This window comes from Rhodomicrobium sp. Az07 (assembly GCF_018619475.1).
Classification (GTDB): Bacteria; Pseudomonadota; Alphaproteobacteria; order Rhizobiales; family Rhodomicrobiaceae; genus Rhodomicrobium.
Genome location: NZ_JAHFZG010000011.1, coordinates 95,546 through 115,027, shown reverse-complemented (window position 1 = coordinate 115,027; position 19,482 = coordinate 95,546). Strand labels below are relative to the sequence as shown.

At 61.1% G+C, this 19,482-nt stretch carries 22 protein-coding genes and 1 pseudogene; 10 read left to right on the top strand and 13 right to left on the bottom strand.

Annotation, left to right across the window (positions count from 1 at the left end; translation table 11 throughout):
* Window positions 1-94: pseudogene (locus KKP04_RS10020) on the top strand (IS5/IS1182 family transposase); the annotation flags it as partial.
* A gap of 13 nt (window positions 95-107) precedes the next feature.
* On the opposite strand, the gene KKP04_RS10015 reads toward KKP04_RS10020, so the two are convergent.
* The 5 genes from KKP04_RS10015 to KKP04_RS10000 form a co-directional block, all read right to left on the bottom strand.
* Window positions 108-542, bottom strand: a complete 435-nt coding sequence (locus KKP04_RS10015; RefSeq protein WP_215030264.1) for a YidB family protein — start codon at window positions 540-542, stop codon at window positions 108-110.
* A 309-nt stretch (window positions 543-851) separates the two neighbouring features.
* On the bottom strand, window positions 852-1,256 hold the full coding sequence (crcB, locus tag KKP04_RS10010) for a fluoride efflux transporter CrcB (RefSeq protein ID WP_215030261.1): 405 nt from the start codon (window positions 1,254-1,256) through the stop codon (window positions 852-854).
* A 138-nt stretch (window positions 1,257-1,394) separates the two neighbouring features.
* Entirely contained in the window at window positions 1,395-2,054 is a 660-nt protein-coding gene (msrA, locus tag KKP04_RS10005; RefSeq protein WP_215030259.1) for a peptide-methionine (S)-S-oxide reductase MsrA, read from the bottom strand.
* Window positions 2,055-2,159: 105 nt separating this feature from the next.
* A complete protein-coding gene (locus KKP04_RS15745) occupies window positions 2,160-2,282 on the bottom strand; it encodes a hypothetical protein (RefSeq protein WP_256437983.1) in 123 nt (40 codons plus the stop codon).
* A gap of 83 nt (window positions 2,283-2,365) precedes the next feature.
* On the bottom strand, window positions 2,366-3,814 hold the full coding sequence (locus KKP04_RS10000) for a deoxyribodipyrimidine photo-lyase (protein WP_215030256.1): 1,449 nt from the start codon (window positions 3,812-3,814) through the stop codon (window positions 2,366-2,368).
* 152 nt (window positions 3,815-3,966) lie between these two features.
* Between KKP04_RS10000 and KKP04_RS09995 the strand changes: the two genes are divergently transcribed.
* On the top strand, window positions 3,967-4,863 hold the full coding sequence (locus KKP04_RS09995; protein ID WP_215030253.1) for an N-formylglutamate amidohydrolase: 897 nt from the start codon (window positions 3,967-3,969) through the stop codon (window positions 4,861-4,863).
* A gap of 329 nt (window positions 4,864-5,192) precedes the next feature.
* Complete coding sequence (hisN, locus tag KKP04_RS09990; RefSeq protein WP_215030250.1) at window positions 5,193-5,978, top strand: histidinol-phosphatase; 786 nt, start codon at window positions 5,193-5,195, stop codon at window positions 5,976-5,978.
* Between the two features lie 108 nt (window positions 5,979-6,086).
* Here hisN and KKP04_RS09985 read toward each other — a convergent pair whose 3' ends face one another.
* Window positions 6,087-6,803, bottom strand: a complete 717-nt coding sequence (locus tag KKP04_RS09985) for a hypothetical protein (RefSeq protein WP_215030247.1) — start codon at window positions 6,801-6,803, stop codon at window positions 6,087-6,089.
* Between the two features lie 237 nt (window positions 6,804-7,040).
* Here KKP04_RS09985 and KKP04_RS09980 point away from each other — a divergent pair, with 237 nt between their 5' ends.
* Window positions 7,041-7,520: a pyridoxamine 5'-phosphate oxidase family protein gene (locus KKP04_RS09980; RefSeq protein ID WP_215030243.1), complete on the top strand. Its 480-nt coding sequence runs from the start codon at window positions 7,041-7,043 to the stop codon at window positions 7,518-7,520.
* A gap of 186 nt (window positions 7,521-7,706) precedes the next feature.
* Window positions 7,707-8,291: a YceI family protein gene (locus KKP04_RS09975; protein ID WP_215030240.1), complete on the top strand. Its 585-nt coding sequence runs from the start codon at window positions 7,707-7,709 to the stop codon at window positions 8,289-8,291.
* Window positions 8,292-8,591: 300 nt separating this feature from the next.
* Here the strand turns inward: KKP04_RS09975 and KKP04_RS09970 are convergent, their stop codons facing one another.
* The gene (locus tag KKP04_RS09970; RefSeq protein WP_215030238.1) at window positions 8,592-8,813 is read right to left on the bottom strand and encodes a hypothetical protein; all 222 of its coding nucleotides are present in this window, start codon (window positions 8,811-8,813) and stop codon (window positions 8,592-8,594) included.
* Between the two features lie 206 nt (window positions 8,814-9,019).
* Here KKP04_RS09970 and KKP04_RS09965 point away from each other — a divergent pair, with 206 nt between their 5' ends.
* From KKP04_RS09965 to gor, 4 genes are all read left to right on the top strand, one after another.
* Window positions 9,020-10,468 carry an NAD-dependent succinate-semialdehyde dehydrogenase gene (locus KKP04_RS09965; RefSeq protein ID WP_215030235.1) on the top strand — a complete coding sequence of 483 codons (1,449 nt, stop codon included), beginning with the start codon at window positions 9,020-9,022 and terminating at the stop codon, window positions 10,466-10,468.
* Window positions 10,465-11,190, top strand: a complete 726-nt coding sequence (gene rpiA / locus KKP04_RS09960; RefSeq protein ID WP_215030232.1) for a ribose-5-phosphate isomerase RpiA — start codon at window positions 10,465-10,467, stop codon at window positions 11,188-11,190. Before KKP04_RS09965 ends, rpiA begins: the two co-directional genes overlap by 4 nt.
* A gap of 136 nt (window positions 11,191-11,326) precedes the next feature.
* Window positions 11,327-12,541, top strand: a complete 1,215-nt coding sequence (locus KKP04_RS09955; protein ID WP_215030229.1) for a hypothetical protein — start codon at window positions 11,327-11,329, stop codon at window positions 12,539-12,541.
* A gap of 86 nt (window positions 12,542-12,627) precedes the next feature.
* Window positions 12,628-13,998, top strand: coding sequence for a glutathione-disulfide reductase (gene gor, locus KKP04_RS09950; RefSeq protein WP_251134019.1), 1,371 nt, complete (start codon window positions 12,628-12,630; stop codon window positions 13,996-13,998).
* A 163-nt stretch (window positions 13,999-14,161) separates the two neighbouring features.
* Here the strand turns inward: gor and KKP04_RS09945 are convergent, their stop codons facing one another.
* The 5 genes from KKP04_RS09945 to pufB (KKP04_RS09925) all read right to left on the bottom strand — a co-directional run bounded on the left by KKP04_RS09945 (window position 14,162) and on the right by pufB (KKP04_RS09925) (window position 17,502).
* Window positions 14,162-15,610 carry a PucC family protein gene (locus KKP04_RS09945; RefSeq protein WP_215030224.1) on the bottom strand — a complete coding sequence of 483 codons (1,449 nt, stop codon included), beginning with the start codon at window positions 15,608-15,610 and terminating at the stop codon, window positions 14,162-14,164.
* A 449-nt stretch (window positions 15,611-16,059) separates the two neighbouring features.
* Window positions 16,060-16,257, bottom strand: a complete 198-nt coding sequence (locus KKP04_RS09940) for a light-harvesting protein (protein WP_215030222.1) — start codon at window positions 16,255-16,257, stop codon at window positions 16,060-16,062.
* Between the two features lie 32 nt (window positions 16,258-16,289).
* Window positions 16,290-16,445, bottom strand: a complete 156-nt coding sequence (gene pufB, locus KKP04_RS09935; protein WP_215030283.1) for a light-harvesting antenna LH1, beta subunit — start codon at window positions 16,443-16,445, stop codon at window positions 16,290-16,292.
* Window positions 16,446-17,123: 678 nt separating this feature from the next.
* Entirely contained in the window at window positions 17,124-17,321 is a 198-nt protein-coding gene (locus tag KKP04_RS09930; protein WP_215030220.1) for a light-harvesting protein, read from the bottom strand.
* Between the two features lie 28 nt (window positions 17,322-17,349).
* Window positions 17,350-17,502, bottom strand: coding sequence for a light-harvesting antenna LH1, beta subunit (gene pufB, locus KKP04_RS09925; RefSeq protein ID WP_127077868.1), 153 nt, complete (start codon window positions 17,500-17,502; stop codon window positions 17,350-17,352).
* A gap of 298 nt (window positions 17,503-17,800) precedes the next feature.
* Between pufB (KKP04_RS09925) and KKP04_RS09920 the strand changes: the two genes are divergently transcribed.
* Window positions 17,801-18,421: a glutathione S-transferase family protein gene (locus KKP04_RS09920; protein WP_215030218.1), complete on the top strand. Its 621-nt coding sequence runs from the start codon at window positions 17,801-17,803 to the stop codon at window positions 18,419-18,421.
* Between the two features lie 81 nt (window positions 18,422-18,502).
* Here the strand turns inward: KKP04_RS09920 and KKP04_RS09915 are convergent, their stop codons facing one another.
* Window positions 18,503-19,099, bottom strand: a complete 597-nt coding sequence (locus KKP04_RS09915; RefSeq protein WP_215030215.1) for an ABC-type transport auxiliary lipoprotein family protein — start codon at window positions 19,097-19,099, stop codon at window positions 18,503-18,505.
* Window positions 19,100-19,482 lie beyond the last annotated feature (383 nt).

Genomic DNA, 19,482 nt, shown 5'->3' with positions numbered 1-19,482 from the left:
ACAGTTTCGACGCATCGCTACGAGATATGAAAAAACCGCCCGAAACTACCGCTCCATGATCGCTCTCGCAGCAACCATCTTGTGGATCCGATAAATGTCCACACTTCCTAGTGCGTCTGCCCGTAGGGGTGAACGATCTGGCCGCTCGGGCTGGCCTTGTCCACGGTCTCGGGCAAATGCTTCTGAAGGATGTCGAGGATTTTTTCGGGCGGAATGCCGATCTTCTGAGCGAAGCGCTGCAAATCCTGATCGCCGAGCGCGTGGCGCAGGTCTTCTTTCTCCACCGGCAGGTTGTCGCCCTGACCGAGCCAGGACTTCACATGTTCTTCAAGGCCGCCCTTGCTGAGCTTGTCGACGATCACCGTCAGATTGCCGAAGCCCGCCTGATTGAGAATGTCCTGCAAGGACATCGGAATGGCCGGGCCCGAACCCGCCTGATTTGCCTGCGGCTGCGGCGCGGACTGGCGCTGCACGGGCGGCTGCTGCTGACCATGCTGGCCAGCCTGATGCAGAGCGGCGGTGATGGCTTCGAAAATGTTCATGACGCGACCTCGCGAAAGCTTGTTTGGTCGCGAAAATAGCATGAGCGGTGCGCGGGATCGGGCAATTCGCGCATCAGCGCCAACGAACGGCGAACGGAGACTTTTCAATTGGAGGAAAGAGTCTGCTGCCGAAGCCGGCGGCATGCGGCGACAGGTCCGCTGGCGGACTGCTCCACTTTCAATCAGAGCTGCGTTGCGCCCGGCCGCACCCAAAACGGGCGCATCGCGCTCCGCCGCTGCTCGACTGATATGATCGGGGAGACGGCGGGGCGGCTCGACATATCCGCGAGAGTCCGCAAAAGCCGCGGATCAGGGTCGCGTGTCGGCCACGACCGCCGCCGCCAGGATGTAGCCGAGCGCAACCGCCGCAAGGCACATCACGACCGAAATGCCGACATTCGCCAGCGCCGTCCACGGCTTGCCGTCGCGAAGGAGATCGAAGGTTTGCAGGCTGAACGAAGAGAAGGTTGTGTAGCCGCCGCACATGCCGATCATCACGAACGCGCGCGCGTCGCCGTGGAGTCCGTAGCGGCTGCCCGCCACCGAGAGCGCTGCGAAAAGCCCGATGATGAATGAGCCCGTGATGTTGATGAGTATGGTGCCCCACGGGAAAAACGGTCCGGTGAGGCGGACCATGGCGTCCGAGACAGCCGCGCGCGCAACGCTGCCAATGGCTCCGCCGAGCGCGATGAAAAGATAGGTCATGAGGGACATGGTCTGCTCGCGTGGGATCGAGGGCGATGCGGGCGCGCCCCGAGACAAAAGAACGCCCGCTTACAGAGCGGGCGAACAAAAGCGCATTTTAGATCGGGGGACTTATAAGTCCGTCACCGTCCATCCACAAGGCCGGTTTCAGGCAGGCGAGCTTTCGCCAATGCCGACGGGACAAGAAACGCCGGTTCCGCCAAGGCCGCAATAGCCGCCGGGGTTTTTCGCGAGATATTGCTGATGATAGCCCTCGGCAAAGTAGAATTCGCCTGCGGGCGCGATTTCAGTCGTGATCGCGCCATGGCCCTTCGCGGACAGCGCCTTCTGGTAAGCCTCCTTCGACGCAAGCGCTTCGCGCTCTTGCTCGTCATTCGTTGTGTAGATCGCCGAGCGGTATTGGGTACCGACGTCGTTTCCCTGCCGCATTCCCTGCGTGGGGTTGTGCGATTCCCAGAACGCTTTCAGCAACTCGCCATAGCTGACCTTCTTCGGATCGAACACCACAAGCACAGCCTCGGTGTGGCCCGTGCGGCCGGAGCAGACTTCCTCATAGGTTGGGTTCGGCGTCAAGCCGCCCGCATAGCCCACGGCTGTCACGATCACGCCGGGGATCTGCCAGAAGCGGCGCTCCGCGCCCCAGAAGCAGCCCAGCCCGAAAATCGCGACTTCGCTGCCTTCGGGATAGGGCGGCTTCAGCGCGGCGCCGTTCACGATATTGGTATCGGTGGTTGGAATTGGCGCGTCGCGGCCGGGAAGTGCGGTCGCGGCGTCCGGCATTTGGGTTTTCTTGCTGAAAGGAAACATCGCCACCTCTTTCTGTCCCGCTCATATGGGGATTGGGAGGCTGTGAGAAAAAGTGCGCGCCAGCGGGCTCCGGCGCAGTTCACGCGTTCTTGCGCTGGCCGAAGGTTAGTTGACGCTAACGTCAGGGAGGGACGGCTTCTCGACGCTGACCGTATTCTGATCGTAGATATAGAACGCCGCGATCGCGACGAGCGCGACGACAAGCGCGCCGATAATGAAATTCCGCATTTTGGTGCTCCTTCAAGCTGGAATGTCATTCAGCAAACGGACGAGAGCCCGGCAAGTTCCGCGCCTGCTAGCCGTCCGCCTCGCTATTTCTTCACGGTTGCGAATGCGGCAAGTGCCCTTGCCCGCGCCGCCGCGTGATCCACGACAGGATGCGGATAGCTTTCGCCGAGCGTGACGCCGTACCGGCGCAGGGCCACCGCGCTCGCCGTCCATGGCTTGTGGATGAGCGATGCGGAAAGTTTGGCGAGTTCCGGCACGAATATGCGCACATAATCGCCGCGCGCGTCGAATTTCTCGCCCTGTAGAACGGGATTGAAGATGCGGAAATAGGGCGCCGCGTCCGCGCCGGACCCCGCCACCCACTGCCAGCTTGCGGCGTTGTTCGCGAGATCGGCGTCGACGAGCGTATCCCGGAACCAGTCCGCGCCGATCTGCCACGGCAACAGCAAGTGCTTGATGAGGAACGAGGCGACGATCATCCGCACGCGATTGTGCATCCACCCCGTTTGCCAGAGCTGGCGCATGCCCGCGTCCACGATCGGGTAGCCCGTCCGCCCGCGCCGCCACGCTTCGAGCGCGCTGTCGTCGTCGCGCCATGGGAACGCCGCGAACTCGGGGCGGAACGGCGCTTCGGGCAAATGCGGGAAATGGAACAGCAGGTGATACGAGAATTCGCGCCAGCCGACCTCGCGCAGATAGGCGTCGGCCGCAGCTTGATCGCCCGCCGCTTCCGCCGCCTGCACCGCCTGCCAGATCTGGCGCGGGCCGATTTCGCCGAACGCCAGATGAGGCGACAGCCGCGACGTGCCATCGACGCCGGGTTCGTCGCGCCGCGAGCGATACGATGCGAGTGCGGTTTCGATGAAGTGAGCGAGGCGTTCGCGCGCTGCCGTTTCGCCGGGCTGCCATGCGGCGCGGATGCCGCCCGCCCAGTCGGGTTTCGTCGGTTCGAGGCACCAGCTTTCCAGCGCATCCGAGCGCGGCCAGCGGTCTGGCGCGGCGAGTTTTCGCGGCGCTGGCAACGGCGTCGAAGGGACGCCGCGCTGGGATAGTGCCCGGAAAAATGGCGTAAAAACGCGGAACGGCTCGCCCGCGAGGTTCGCGAGGCTTTCCGGCTCGACGAGAATTTGCCCGCCGAACCGCCGCAGCGAAACGCCGCGCGCTTCGAGCGTGGCCGTCAGCCGCTCTTCGAGTGCGCGCTGGAACGGTTCGTAGCCGCGCGTGAAGAACACCGAGCGTGCGCCGGTTTCCTCGATCAGATGCAGCAAGGCGCGCTCCGTATGCCCGCGCCGAAGCACCAGCCGCGAGCCAAGCGCTTCGAGGTCCGACGCAAGCGATGTGAGCGACTGATGAAGCCACCAGCGGCTTGCGCCGCCCAGACGCCAGCGCCCCGGCGTTTCGTCGTCCAGAACGTAGACCGGGATAACCGGCGCGCCCGTCTCGGCGGCGGCGGTGAGGGCGGAGTGATCGGCGAGGCGCAGGTCGCGGCGGAAAAGGACGAGAGCCGGAGCGGCGCGCGATGAATCGGTCATTGTCGGCGTTCCTCCCACAATTCCAGCGGCGAACTGGCGCTTCGCCCGGAAGTTGTGCCGCGAAAGCCAGATCGCAATTGCGTTCGGTCGGCGTTTTTGAGACAGTTAAGCGAAGCAATCCGATCCGGCCCTGGCCCTCGCAAACGGTTTTAATGCCGCAAGACGAAGCCCTGTGTATCGCGGCGGAACTCGATCCGCCTTTCACGATCCTCGGTGCGCAAAGCCAGCGCGTTCCGATCGTGTTCAATTCGCCCCATAGCGGAAGGGTTTATCCCTCCGTCTTCCTCTCCGCGTCGAGGCTTTCCGCGCAGGCTCTGCGAAAGTCCGAGGACGCCTATGTCGATCAGTTGCTTCAGGCCGCCCCGGCACATGGCGCCGTGTTGATGCATGCGCATTTCCCGCGCGCTTATGTGGATATCAACCGCGAGCCTTACGAACTCGATCCCCTGCTTTTCAACGGGCGGTTGCCCGATTTCGTCAACAGCCAGTCGCTGCGCGCCATCGGCGGGCTAGGCACCATTGCCCGCATCGTGAATGAGAAAGAGGAGATCTATCCGGGGCCGCTCGCGCTCGACACGGCGTTCGTGCGGATCGAAAAACTCTACAAGCCTTATCATGAGGCGCTTGGCACCCTGCTGAAATCGTCGCGTGCGCGCTTCGGCGCGGCGTTCCTTTTCGACTGCCATTCGATGCCGTCGCAGCAGGCCGAGCGCGGCGGCTGGCCGGATTTTGTGCTGGGGGATCGTTTCGGCGCGTCCTGCGCGCCTGAAATCACGCGCCTCGTCATGGCCCTTCTGAAAGGGCTCGGCTATCGCGTCGGCCTCAACAAGCCCTACGCGGGCGGCTACATCACCGAGCATTTCGGCAAACCGCAGCAGGGCATCCACGCACTTCAGATCGAGGTCGACCGCAGCATTTACATGAATGAGGAGAATTTCGAGAAGACGCCCGCCTTCACGAGCCTCCAGCGCGACATGTCGCACCTCGTGGCCACGCTCGTGCAGGAGTTGCCGCGCTGGAGCGGAGGTTATAAGGTCGCCGCTGAATGAGAGCGTGTGCGGAAGGTTTCTCGGAGAGGATGCTGTTCGGCTTTCGCGAAATCCGGTTTGGACCAGGCAAAAAAAGAGGCCATTCAAGATAATTGAACGGCCCCAAGTCTAGGGAGGAAACGCCCAAGGAGGGCAGCGACACGCGTAATGAACGCATATCGCACCGCAGTAATATTGCATTGCAACGCACAAAACACAAGAGACAGTTGTGATGTGGGCCGCAATGCTCGTTTTCGCAACAAACTGTCCGCCCTTGCCGCCTGTGCGAAATATCTGCCAAGTTGCGTACCATCTCACGCAGTATGTCGACAAAACGGGGAGTGTCCGACGTGCCGGTTGCTTTTGATTCGCTGCTTGAAACAGCACACAGGCTCGCCAATGCGGCGAGTAGCGTCACTCTGTCCCACTTTCGCATCGGAACAAATGCCGATCACAAGGGCGGCGCGTCTTTCGATCCCGTAACCGTTGCCGACAGGGGCGCGGAAGAGGCGATGCGCGCCATTCTGCGCCGCGATTTCCCGGATCACGGCATCGCCGGTGAGGAATTCGAGCCGGTAAACGAGGGCGCAGACTATGTCTGGAGCCTCGATCCCATCGACGGCACGCGATCCTATATCATCGGCCTGCCGATCTGGGGCACGTTGATCGGCGTTCTCTATCAGGGCAAGCCGGTCCTTGGCGTCATGGATCAGCCTTTCATCGGCGAGCGTTTCTGGAGCGACGAGCAGGCCGCGTGGTACCGCGGGCCGAACGGACTCAGGCGCTGCAAGACAAGGACATGCGCGAGCCTCGGCGACGCCTTGCTGACGGCAACGACGCCGGACATGTTCGAGGGTGAGGACGCAACGCAGTTCGATCGGCTTGCCGCTTCCGTGCGCATGCGCCGCTTCGGCGGAGATTGCTATGCCTACGGTATGCTGGCGCTCGGCCAGATCGACATCGTGGCAGAGGCGTGCCTGAAGCCCTTCGACATCGTTGCGCTTATCCCCATCGTTGAGAAGGCAGGCGGTGCCGTTAAGACATGGGACGGCGGCGAGGCGCAGGCGGCGGGGCGCTGTATCGCTTGCGGCGATCCCGCCTTGCTGGACGTGGCGCTCGAGCGGTTGCGAGGCTGAAAGCAACGGGGGTCTTGGTTGCGCGCGAACTGAGCTTTTTCCGCGCCGTCGCGGCCACGATCTCGCGCCGCAGGCGGTTCGCTTCGGGTTTTCCGCTCTACAGCGTGCCTATCCTCCCTTTGCGGGCTTCTCAAGGATAACCCAGATTCTCTCCTCGTGACCGTAAAGCCGGATCGTATCCGCGGAGGAATTGCCCCAGTAGTCCGTCCCCTTCTCCGACCTGTCGGGTCTTCCGAAGAGTGTCAGGAAAGCCGGTCTCAGGCTCTGGGCAGTCGCGTAGGGATTGTCTTTGGGCGACAGGATCGCGGTGATCTTCGAGGCCGTCATATGGTCCTGCGGATTCACGTCCTCGGGCTCGAATTCGACACTGAGCGTGAAATTGCCGTTGTCAAGAAACAGTCGTTGCGTGCATTGCTTCCGCCCGTTGCGGCACGTTTCATGCAGTGCCGCGGGCTCCGCGAAGAAACCCGAACCGTCGACCGTTCGCTTTACGGACGCAAAACTGTCGTTGAGTTTGATACCGAACACGCTGCACTCCGAGATGTCGGAGATTTTCTTGTTTCTGACAGCGCATGGCTTTACGCCGGAAAACAGGAGGCGGCGAAAATTATCCTTTACGGCATCGCGATCCAGTGTGCCGCCGTCGGACGTCGCCGCGTAGGTCGGAGTGGCCGCAGTGGCAGTCGCGGGCTTCGCACTCCCCTTGTCGGTTAGCGAACTCCACGCCAGCCAGACCGAAAAGCCGACAAGCCCCAGGATGCCAAGCGAGTAAAGAGTGGAAAGGAGCATTCGCTCCCAGAAATTGTGAAACGCCTTGTCATCCATCGATTCGACCTACTCACACGAAAAACGCGATGATTGTTTTATGAAACTTTTATCTTTCGCGAGGCATGCCGCATAGGACCGTGGCTGCATTGATGCACAGCTTAAGGCGAACGCCAGATAGGGCGCATCGGAACGGGCGACGGATCATCTTGTTGAGATTCCAGAAGGCGCGCGCAGAAAGCGGGACACGACACGACGTTCCCTCTCGCGGCCCGCCGAAGCGGAAGGAGAGACAGGATGGATACGCATCAGCAAGGGTTCGCGAAACTCACCGCAATGATAGACGCCATTGAGGTCGGCATGCTCACGACAGCCGACGAAAGCGGCCATTTGCGGGCGAGGCCGATGGCGACGCAGCGCGCCGAAGATGGATGTTTATGGTTCTTTACTGGCCGGGACTCGCCAAAGGTTGATGAGATCCGGAAGGATTGCCAGGTGAATGTCAGCTACAGCGACCCCGCGAACCAGATTTTCGTCTCTGTTTCAGGCGTTGCGCGCACGTCCCGCGACGAGGCCAGGATCCGCGAACTGTGGACCGGCCAGGCACAGCGATGGTTTCCCGAGGGACCGGAGGATGCGCGCATCGCGCTGCTCTGCGTCGAAATCACGGCGGCGGAATTTTGGGACGTAGACGCGTGCAAAATGCGCGACCTGATTAAGTCGAACGCATCTCCGGATCAACTCGCCGCCGCGACGGACCACAAGGCGATGTCTTGACGCTAGCGGGAACGGCAAGAGGAGATATCGCGCAAAGACTGCGGGCAGGGAAACCCGTTCCTGGTCGACCAGTCAACATGAAAAATAAGATACATTAAATCACGAACTCGCCGACAAGTTGCCATCTGTTGGCCGCGAAGCCCGCCTGTTGTGAGCCTCATAAGGTTAACAAGATGGAGACTCGGCATGTCGCTACGCAGGATTGTCATTGCTTCCCTTCCCGCATTTCTCGCGGCCACCACTATCGCTTCCGCAGAGCCTGTGGCCTACTCGTTTGATCCCGGCCACACCGCCGTCCGCTTCTGCTGGAATCATCTCGGCATCAGCCGCCAATGTGCGCAATTCAAGAACTACGAAGGTGAAGTTCTTTACGACGCGGCCAAGCCGGAGAACAGCAAGGTCGCCATCACCTTCAAGACCGACAGCATCGAGACGCTCGTCCCTGTTTTCAACGATCACATGAAAGGCGACAAGCTTTTCGACGCCAAGGCTTTCCCCGAGGCGACCTTCAAGAGCACCAAGTTCGAGCGCACCGGCGAGAAAACCGGTAAGGTCGCGGGTAACCTGACGATCAAGGGCGTGACGAAGCCGGTGGTTCTCGATGTCACGCTCAATTTCGACGGCATGCATCCGATGTCGAAGAAGCCGACGCTCGGCATCGGCGCCACAACGGCGATCAAGCGCACGGACTTTGGCGTCTCGCAAGCCGCGCCGTTCGTCTCCGACGAGGTGACGATCGACATCCAGACGGAACTCAACAAGAAGATCTAGTTCACGGGCATCCGACCGGGACTCGTTCCTGCGTAATCACGATGCTGGCCGGGAATGGCCAGCATCGAATTGCCTAACTTCCGAGCGGGCGTCGACCTAGATCAGCCTGCGTTTAATCGGACTCGATTTGACGCAGAGAAGCTGATCGACAACAGAAACCTACATCCCCGTGCCGCGTCTGATTTGCGGCACGGGGATGTAGATTGGGCGGCCCGACGCGGCGCCATCGAATGATCCGAGCGTCCATCATGTGACCCTCGTCACGCCACTGCGGCCACGCTCGCCGCGACTGCACCCGCTCTAGGATTCCTGTGGCTCTATCTCGGCCAGAGCCGCCTCGATCAGATCGCGCGCCCGATTGAGTTCGGCGTGGCCAGCGATCACGCTAAGTTCCCTTAGCATGTCGGCGAGGTATTCACGGCTATCCTGCTGAGAAAGAAATGCGATATCCGCGTCTTCGGCGGCCTTGGCTTGAGAATTGGGAGTGCTTTCTGACAGGACCGGTGATAAGACGCTCGTCATTGGGGGGCTCCGTCGTTCCTTGCCTGCGACGCTCGCAAGGCTGCTGGCCCACATTTATGATCGGTTGCAAACAAGATCAAATGCATCCTGAGATTGAAGTGGATTTGTTAAAAGTTTGTTGCTTTTGGGGAACAGATGCCGATTTGGTGCGCTTGTAGTGTCAAGAGCGGCGCGGCATTATGTCAGATCGGCTAATTTGGAGTGTCATGGACCAGATCTTCAAGTCGCTGCTCCGTGATCGCTGTCTGATCGGCGGCGAATGGGTTGGCGAGCCTGCCCTGCCGGTCGTCAATCCCGCAACCGGAGCTTTCCTTGCGCGTGTGCCGAATTTCGGGCGTGCGGAAACCCGCGACGCCATCAATGCGGCGCACAAGGCTTTTCCCGCCTGGAGCGGACTGCTCGCCAAGGAGCGCGCGGCCATCCTCAAGCGCTGGCACAATTTGCAGGTCGCGCACGCGGAATCTCTTGCGCGCCTCATGACGGTCGAAATGGGCAAGCCGCTGGCGGAATCTCGCGGCGAAGTGGCCTATGGCGCCGCTTTCGTCGAGTTTTTCGCGGAAGAAGCCAAGCGCATCTATGGCGAAACCGTCCCCTCACCGCGCAAGGGCGGCCGCGTCATCGTGATGAAGCAGCCCATCGGCGTGGTCGGCGCGATCACGCCCTGGAATTTCCCCTTCGCGATGATCACACGCAAGGTTGCGCCCGCGCTCGCGGTGGGTTGCACGGTGGTCGTTAAGCCCGCGCCCGATACGCCGATGACGGCGCTGGCGCTTGGCGCGCTTGCCGAGCAGGCAGGCTTTCCGCCCGGCGTCATCAATATTGTGACCGGCGATGCAGAAGCTATCGGCGCTGAACTGACGGCAAACCCGCTCGTGCGCGCGATCACCTTCACCGGCTCGACACGCGTCGGCAAGCTCCTGATGCGCCAATCGGCGGACACTGTGAAGAAGGTTTCGCTCGAACTCGGCGGCAACGCGCCCTTTATCGTGTTCGACGACGCGGATATCGACAAGGCTGTGGAAGGCGCGGTCATCTCCAAATTCCGCAACATGGGCCAGACCTGCGTGTGCGCGAATCGCATTCTCGTGCAAGACGGCGTCTATGATGCCTTCGCCGCGAAGCTCGCCGCACGCGTGGCTGCGCTCAAGGTTGGCGATGGCTTGCAGGCGGGCGTCGAACAAGGCCCGCTCATCAACGAAGCCGGCTTGAAAAAGGTGGAAGACCACGTCGCGGACGCGCTCGCCAAAGGCGCAAAAATTCTCGTCGGCGGCAAGCAGCACGCGCTCGGCCGCACCTTCTTCGAGCCGACAGTACTGACGGACGCCACGCCCGACATGCGTGTGGCCACGGAAGAAACCTTTGGCCCGGTCGCGCCGCTGTTCCACTTCAAGACCGAGGATGAAGCCATCGCATTTGCCAACGGTACGCCCTACGGCCTTGCGGCATATTTCTATTCTCGCGACGTTGCGCGCGTATGGCGCGTGACGGAACGCCTCGAATTCGGCATTGTCGGCGTCAACGAAGGCATTATCTCGACAGAAGTCGCGCCTTTCGGCGGCGTCAAGGAATCTGGCCTCGGCCGCGAAGGCTCACGCCACGGCGTCGAGGAATTTCTCGAACTCAAATACATGTATCTTGGGGGACTTTCGGATTGACCGACATTCAAACTCTGAAGCGCCAGGCAGCTGCCGAAGCGCTTAAATTCGTCGAGCCGGGCATGGTGCTCGGCCTCGGTACAGGCTCAACGGCCTCCGCCTTCATCGAACTCCTCGCGGAGCGGCTGAAGACGGAAGACCTCGATCTCACCTGCGTCGCCACCTCGGAGCAGACGAAGCGCTTCGCGGAGGAACGCGGCATCAAGATCGCCGACTTCAACACCATCGCCGATGTCGATCTGACCATCGACGGCGCGGACGAGATCGACCCGCAGCTCAACCTGCTGAAGGGCGGCGGCGGCGCGCTTCTGCGCGAAAAGATCGTCGCCTTCGCCTCCGACCGCGTGATCATCATCGCGGACGCGTCGAAATATGTGGAGCAACTCGGCGAATTTCCGCTGCCTGTGGAAATCGCGGATTTCGGCGTGGCTGCCACGCTCGCCATGATCGAGGCCGCCGCCGAAGACGCAGGCTGTCACGGCAGCATCGCGCTTCGCCGCACCGCCTCGGGCGACACGTTCCGCACGGACGGCGGCCATCTGATCGCCGATTGCGCCTTCGGCTCCATCCCGGACCCGGAAATGCTCGCGGATCTGCTCGACATCGTGCCGGGCGTCGTCGAGCACGGGCTGTTCCTCGGTATCGCGGATGACGTTTTCCTCGCGGCTCCAGACGGCGTCCGCCATTATAGCGCCGCAACGGACGACGAAGACGAGGACTGAGCGAGCCGCGTGCCGTTGGAGCGTTTTCACAGCGATGGCGAACGTCGTCGCTGATGAAACCGCATTACAAAAGACAGAGCCTTCGCGGTTCCCGCAAGAAGGCTCTGCCAGGCGGGGCTGATACAGGAGCAATTGCATGCGCTTGAGATCGATGATCCCCGCATTTTTCTTGGCCTGCGCCGCCGTCACCGGCGGCGTGGCCCTTGCACTGGAACCATCGCCGCCGTCCGCTTCCGCGCCCGCCGAGCCGGGAGCAAAGCCCGTCGATCCCGAGGCGAAGCGGCTCGCGCAGGCCCTGATCGAGGATATTCTCACGGCCAGCCACGCGGCGGAAATCTACGGCGATTTGCAACGCACGCTGCGCGACGTTTACATCCCGATGATGCGCGAAATCATTGAGGGCGGATATCCCGGCATGCCTGACCCGAACCCGGAGATGACCGCGCAACTCGCGAAGCTTCTCACCGCGATGGACTATATGCGCAAGGCGGGTGAGGAACTCGACGTTGCGCTTGCGGAAAATCGCGGCGCGATCGTGTCGGACTTCGCCGCGCAGCTTGCGCGCGAGGCGAGCCGCGATGAAATTGCCGACGTGCGCGCGATGCTGGAGCTTCCCGCGGTGCGGAAGGGCTTCGACGTTCTCTACGCGGCGTCGAAGCTCGTGACCGGCTACACCTACGAAGACAGCCGCATCGTGTCGGAATTCTCGGCCTGGGCGAAACAGCTCGATGCCGCGAAAAACCTGAAGGGGCTCCCCGGCCTTGACGGAACTCCGGTTTCGGTGCCCTCCGCCGCGAGAGTTCGCAAGGCGCAGGCGGTCGTCGAAGACCTCGTACGCATCTCGCATCTGGAAGACATGGTGGCTCGCGCGAAGCGCTTTGCCCGCGACGTGTATCTGCCGACCGCTCCCGTCTCCGAGGAAGAGCGCGCGAAACTGGCGGCGCAGCTCGACGAGTTCGAATTCACCTACAATATGCGAAAGGCGCTTGTGCTCGCGCTTGCGCCCTCGGTTGTCGCGTCGGTCCTGTCGGACGAGGATCTCGAAACGCTGCACCGCTTCGTTCTCACACCGTCGTTTGCGAAGGGGTTCGATCTCCTCGGCAACACGGTTGTCGCCGCCACGGCCTTTACCAAGGACGACATCCTTCAAGCGCAGAAATCCTTCGACGATTTCGACCGCAAGGCAAAGGTGCGCGAGCGGGCAAAGAGCGACGGTGAGAAAGTCACAGACGAGTGGCAGGCGCTGATAGACAAATGGCGCGACAAGCTCGCGGATCGCCTGTCGCCGGAGACGCGGCGGGGGCTTGAAAGCTCGCTCGACGATCTGGACAAGACCGGCTCGCCGATCTGACGTCGGCGGCAGGCAAGCCGCTATCCGTTTGGCGATCAATGAGGCTCGTGCGATCATCGCATGAGCCCGCAACCAAAAAGAAACTCATGCGATTCGATTACGATCTTTTTGTCATCGGCGGCGGTTCGGGCGGCGTTCGCTCGGCGCGCCTCGCGTCGAAACTCGGCGTGCGGACGGCCATTGCCGAGGAATACAAATTCGGCGGCACCTGCGTGGTGCGTGGCTGTGTGCCCAAGAAGCTGTTCGTTTACGCGAGCGAATTCGGCCGCGCCATCGACGACGCTCACGGCTACGGCTGGACGGTGGAGGGCAAGCGGTTCGACTGGAAAGCGCTTGTGGCGGCGAAGGACAAGGAAATAGAGCGCCTGAGCGGCCTTTATTCAGGCGGCGTCGAGGCGGCGGGCGGCACCGTGTTCAACAGCCGCGCCGAAGTGGTGGACCCGCACACCGTGAGGCTTCTGGCCGAGGATCGCACCGTCACCGCCGAACGCATCCTGATCGCGACGGGCGGGCATCCGTTCCTGCCCGACATCCCCGGCATCGAACACGCCATCACCTCGAACGAGGCGTTTCACCTCGAAGAACTGCCGAAAAAGATCGTGATCGTCGGCGGCGGATATATTGCGGTTGAGTTTGCCGGGATCTTCAACGGCCTCGGCGTCGATGTCGAACTGGTCTATCGCGGCGGCGAAATTCTGCGCGGCTTCGACCACGACATGCGCGAGGGGCTCACCTCGATCATGCGCCAGCACGGCGTCACGATCACCTGCAACACAGAGCCGGTTGCCATCGAGAAGACCGGCACCGGGCTGGTTGTGGCGACGAACCGCGACACGCGCATCGCTTGCGATCTGACGATGTTCGCGACGGGGCGCCGTCCCAACACGGTTGGGCTCGGGCTTCAGAAACTCGGCGTCAAATGCGGCTGGAACGGCCGCGTGATGGTGAACGACAGTTATCAAAGCTCGGTGCCCAGCATCTACGCGGTGGGCGACGTGACCGACCGGGTGAACCTGACGCCGGTTGCGATCCGCGACGGCATGGCCTTCATCGAGGCCGTCTACAAGAACAACCCGAACCCGGTGGATCTGGCTTTCCTGCCAACGGCGGTCTTCTCGCAACCCGAAATCGGCACGGTCGGCTACACCGAGGAGGCGGCCCGCGAGATGTTCCGCGCGGTCGACATCTACAAGTCGGCTTTCCGTCCGATGAAGAACACGCTCGCCGGGCGACCGGAGCGGACGATCATGAAGCTGATCGTCGATGCCGAATCGGATCGCGTGCTCGGCGTGCATATCCTCGGGCCGGATGCGGCGGAGATCATTCAGGCCATCGCCATAGCAGTGAAGATGGGCGCGACGAAAGCCGACTTCGACGACACAATCGCACTGCATCCGACGATGGCGGAAGAACTCGTCACAATGCGCGAGAAGTGGACGCCGCCAGCGGGAGCTTGAACCGAGCCGGTTCCCTCATGAGCGGGCGGGAACGAACTCGCAGCGGTCGCCTGGAACGATCGGCGCGCCGCCGCAGGGTAATGCGCGTGCTTGATGCGCGGAAGGCCCCGATTTCGCACATCCGGTTTTTCCGGCGAAGCGGCATCGCTTCGCCGGAAGCAGTTTATGCGTCCAGAGTTACGGGGTTGTGCCGCACGTCGCTTGCGGGCGGCGCGCCCTTTACGGGAGCGACGGCGCTCGTGCGCAGCAGCGGGATCATGGCGATCAGCGCCGCGACGAGAAGAACAATCTCGAGCGAGTAGACAACGATATATCCGGTCGCCGGGCCGAAGGACTGGTCTCCCCAACCGGAGACCACGTCGCGGATGATGCCGCCGCTTGCGACAGCGAAACCCGCCGCCGTCGCCTGCGCCGCGCCCCAGGCTCCAAGCGCGAGGCCCGTCTGATCCTTGGGTGCGAGGTTCATGGTGGCGGTCAGCGTGCCGTGGCCGAAGAGCCCCGCTCCGAATCCGATCAGCGAGGTGCCGACCACGAAAAGCCACGGCTGCGACGCCGGAGCTGCCATGATCACAGCGAGGAAGGCCGGAATACCTATCAACGCCCCATAAAAGGCCATGCGGAAGGGATCGAAGCCTCGGCTCAACACGCGGGAGGCGAGCGCGAAGCCCAAGAGGCCGCCGATTGCGAACATGGCCGTCAGCTTCGTCGTCGAACTCACGGAGAGATTCAGGATTTGGCCGCCATAGGGCTCCAGCAACACATCATGCATGCTGAACGCCGCAGTGCCCAGACCGACGGCGGCGAGGCGGCGGATCGCGCTACCGCCCTTGACGAACACAGCCCAGGATTCCTGGAACGTCGGGTCTTTCTTGTTCCGCTCCTCTTCCGTCAGCAGTCGGGACGGGCGACGCGCCTCCATCTTCCACATCGCGACAGTGTTCAACACCAATGTCGCGACCGCCGCGCCCTGGATGACCTGGATCAGGCGGCCCGGCGAGAAATCGGTCAGAAGATAGCCAAAGACGATTGCGCTTACGATCATGCCGAACAGCAGCATGACATACATCAGGCCGACGACCTTCGGCTGCGTTTCCTTCGGCGCCAGGTCGGTGGCAAGAGCAAGTCCGACCGTTTGCACGGTGTGAAGACCCGCGCCGACGAGCAGGAAGGCCAAGCCGGCGGCAAGATGCCCGACGAAAGCCGGAACCTGCATGTCGCCCTGGCCGGACAGGATCAGAATGGCGAAAGGCATGATGGCGAGGCCGCCAAACTGCACGAGCGTGCCCTGCCATATGAACGGCACGCGCCGCCATCCAAGGACTGACTTATGCGTGTCGGAGCGGTGCCCGATGAGGGCGCGGAACGGCGCGAAAAACAGCGGCATTGCCACCATGATCGCGACCACCGAAGCGGGAACGTTCAGTTCCACGATCATCACGCGATTGAGCGTGCCGACGAGAAGCACGAGCGCCATGCCGACCGAAACCTGAAACAGCGACAGGCGCAGGAGTCGGGACAGCGGAAGTTCGGGCGTCGCAGCGTCCGCGAAGGGCAGAAACTGCGTTCCCCGGGTGAATATGAACGTCGTCACTCGCTGGCTTATACGAGTCATCGATCAAGCAACTCCAACTGAAGGGGCCTTTATGGCCTCGGGAAAACCTTCGCCGAATATGCGACCGGAAAGTAGCGCTGATTTCAGAAACGCCCCAAAAGCGCTGCAAGACGACCCCTTCGCCTTCGCACCGCTTTTCCTGACCGTGTCGTGCCCAGTCCGCCTCTTGGCCATTCGGCCGCGAAAGTTGCGCTGGATTGCCGCAAGAGCGGCTTGCTTACCCTCAAACTGCCGTGTCTCCAACGGCAGCCTGCGCGACAGCAGCCTTGCGGGCCGCGCGCAGGCTTATAACTTCCGGCTTCGACGGCGTCCGGTCGCCCCGGCAAGCCGTTCGATGTCTCCCGCGGACGGGAGACGCCGAAAAGTGCCGCCTCGCTAAACCCGTGCGAGAGCAGGCCCAAGACCCCGAAGGATCCGAGCCGCTAGGACGGGCGGCGAGACGAAGCGAATTAACGCACGACCGAGGTTTCGATCGAAGCGGTCTTCGCAGCGGCGCCGTTCCAGTACTTCGGGAACCAGCTCGTGTGACCGACCAGCGCGGCGTGCACGAGGATCGCGATCAGAGCAACGGTGCCGAGAAGGAGGGGGAGACCAACCTTCGGGGGGACGACGAGCCAGATGCCGGCTTGGCCATCAGTATCAGCCATAGTGAATTCTCCTAATTAGTGGATGAGAGAGATTAGTGGAGCCAAGGGGTGTAGACGTAGGCCAGGATGTGCGCCACGACCGCAATCGCGCCGAACACGCGAGTGCCGTTGATGACGTGGCCATGCAACTCCTCGGCTTCCGCCAAGGTAAGACCCGTCGGATAAACCTTCACCGGATCAGCCATGATAGTACCTCCTTAAAAGGACCTGCTGGTTTTTCGTGCTGGAACCCGCACGCGGGTGCTCACAAGCTGCCTGTCGAGCGGACGTATTATTATGGCAGCTCGGGTGTAAGCATATGCTGACAATCGCATGCGTCAACCGGATTTGACAGGCGTAATTGGCTTTGGGGCATTATGACGCAAGGTTGGTTTAGCTAGAAAACGGGGCGAGCGGCGCAAAAAGTCGCGGATAAACTGACGAAGCGCAACATGCCGTTCGATCAATTAAGTAACGATAGAAAAAATACGTAGTTCTTCTTTAGTCAGGGCGAGATTACGTTGGTGAGAAACTGTGAATCACGCGTGTTGCAGCAATTGATATTAAAAGCGAAACGCGACTGGCAGGCCCTTTTGACTCTTGCCTGAGCCGACCGCCACTTCTAAAGCCAAACGACGGCATTTTTGAGGTAGACGTTGATGGCGTCGTGCTCGGACTCGTAGCCGAGCATGTCCGGGGGCCAGGGGAACTTCCGACAAAAATAATGCCGCGCTGCCTGTCATGGCTCTGCCCGGCCTGTAAACAATGGCGCCTGCGTGCAGAAGAAGCGACGCTGCTGCGCAGGCTATGAAATCGAAAACGCCGCCTGACGTGGATGCGGCCACTCGATGGCAGCCGCAAAACCCGCCAGACGGCGTCAAGCGAACTTACTTCACGATGGAAGTTTCGATCGCCGCAACCTTCGCAGCCGAGCCGTTCCAGTACTTCGGGAACCAGGTCGTGTGACCGATCAGCGCGGCGTGGACGAGGATAGCGATGAGTGTCACGGTGCCGAGAAGCAGCGGGAGACCGACCTTCGGGGGGACGACCAGCCAGATGCCATGTTGACCATCAGTATCAGCCATTTTGAGCTCTCCAGTTTGCTAAGAGTTATTAGTGAAGCCAAGGCGTGAAAGCATACGCAAGGAAATGCGCAACGAGCGCAACGGCGCCGAACACGCGCGTGCCGTTGATGACGTAGCCGTGCAGCTCTTCGGCTTCAGCAAGCGTCAAACCGGTCGGATAAACCTTATTTGGGTCAGCCATGTGTAACTCCTTCGAGGATCAGGTTTTTCTCTGTGAGGGCCGCGTGCGGCTCTACGGCTTGACCATATTCCAGAGGCATTTGGTGTCAATGAGAATTGACAGAAAAAGCGGGATTTGTGTCAATCTGCCACAAGCTCAGAGGTCCCTTAAGCCTTGAGAACGCACGTAAAAAAAGAATTAATCTAGGGCTCCAAGTATAGTGATGTTTCGCGATGCAGAGAAAAACCGTGCCTTCGCCTCGTAGTTTGACGGAAGCCTGAAAAGTTTGACGGTCGGATCGCGCCTTGAGGAGCAAGCAGTGATCGAGATTTACGGACGCCCGACAGCGTGGAATGTCAGGAAGGTGCTTTTCTTTATGGAAGATGCCGGCATTCCGTATCGCCGTATCGATTACGGACGTGCATTCAGACCGACGAATACGCGCGAATTTCTGGATATCAATCCGAACGGCCTGGTGCCGGTGCTCAAGGACGAGTCGTTCACATTGTGGGAAAGTCACGCTATTCTGCGCTATCTCGCCGCAAAATACGGGCCGCCCGGCTATTATCCCGGCGATTTGCAAAGCCGCTCGCTTGTGGATCAGTGGCTCGACTGGAAGCTGGACCACGTTTCGCCCGCGCTTCGGGCACTCTTCATGCGACATTTTCTCAAGGTCGGTGAGTTCGCGGATCGCGATGCGGCGGAACGCGAGGCCGAAGCAAACCGGCTGTTTGCGATTCTCGACAATCGGCTGGAAAAAACAGGCGCGTATGTCGCGGGGGCGGAAATAACAATCGCCGACAGCGCGCTGGGCATGGCGGTGCATCGCTGGCTCAACCTTCCCCTGCGTCGCCCGAACCTGCCCCACGTTACTCGCTATTACGAGAGATTGAAAAAGCTGCCGTCTTTCGAAAAGACGATTTGCATCGGCATCCCATAGCCGGACCCGGCGGCGCTACAGCGCGCGCTCGCATCGCAAACGCAACAAGACGCCGACCACATTGCACGGCTCTCGCTCGGATCAGCCGCGGCGCGCAATCCATTTGGTGATTTCGACGGCCACCTGCTGGAATGCGACATTCAAAGCATGAATGCCGGCGTTCGGATCGGACCCAGCGGCGGGCACCCGCGCGAGGAAGCGCTTCGTCGTGACGATGGAGGTGGTCCGCTCATCCACGAGTTTCACGTAGACATCGACCACGGCTTCCGCGGCGCCGGAGGTGGCATCAACCTGAAAATCGCGGATTTCGATCGCCAGGGACAGATCGCCCGTCACGCGGTCCTGATTGGTGAGCACCGCGCGAAAGGCGCCGGAATTGGCAAGCGTTTCGACGAGCCGTGCCTGAAACAGCGCGGGGAGCCGGTCTCCCCAGGCCGCACCGGAAAAGTAAGCGACGCGGCCGTTCCCGCCCTTTACGAGGATTTCCACCGTGTCGATGGTCTTGACCGCGACCGGTGGGTAAACGGTGATCTGAATGCCGCGAGCGCGCATCCGCTCCACCTGCGGCGCCTCAAGGTCGAATGTCGCAGGCGCGGAGGCGCCAACGAGCCCGCCCACGGCACACCCGCTCAACATCCCCGCCACCGCAATGGCGGCTATCTCACGCATCAATCGCATGATGCCCAATGCCCCTCTCGATTCGCCCTACCGAATATAAGCGACAGCGCCCGCTTCAATGGTTCAATTTCCTGCAATCCCGGAAGCGCTTCTGCACGATACCGATCGCGTTAAGAAAACGCGACGAAACAGATGTATAGAGCTTTGTCCGTGTTTCCAGGAAGCGCAAAACGAAGCTCCAGTGGTCCGATCCCGACATTTGCATCCGTCTGTTGCACCTGGGGCAAACATCGGAATCAAAGGATCATTAGCAACTTACCGAATTTATCAGAGCTTTTGAATTTGACATTTGAGCGGGAGATCGCGGCAACCGGGACTCAAATGTCAAATTCGCTCCGCTTGACCCGGGTCCATCGGTAAATCCGTCTCTAATAGTCAAGAAG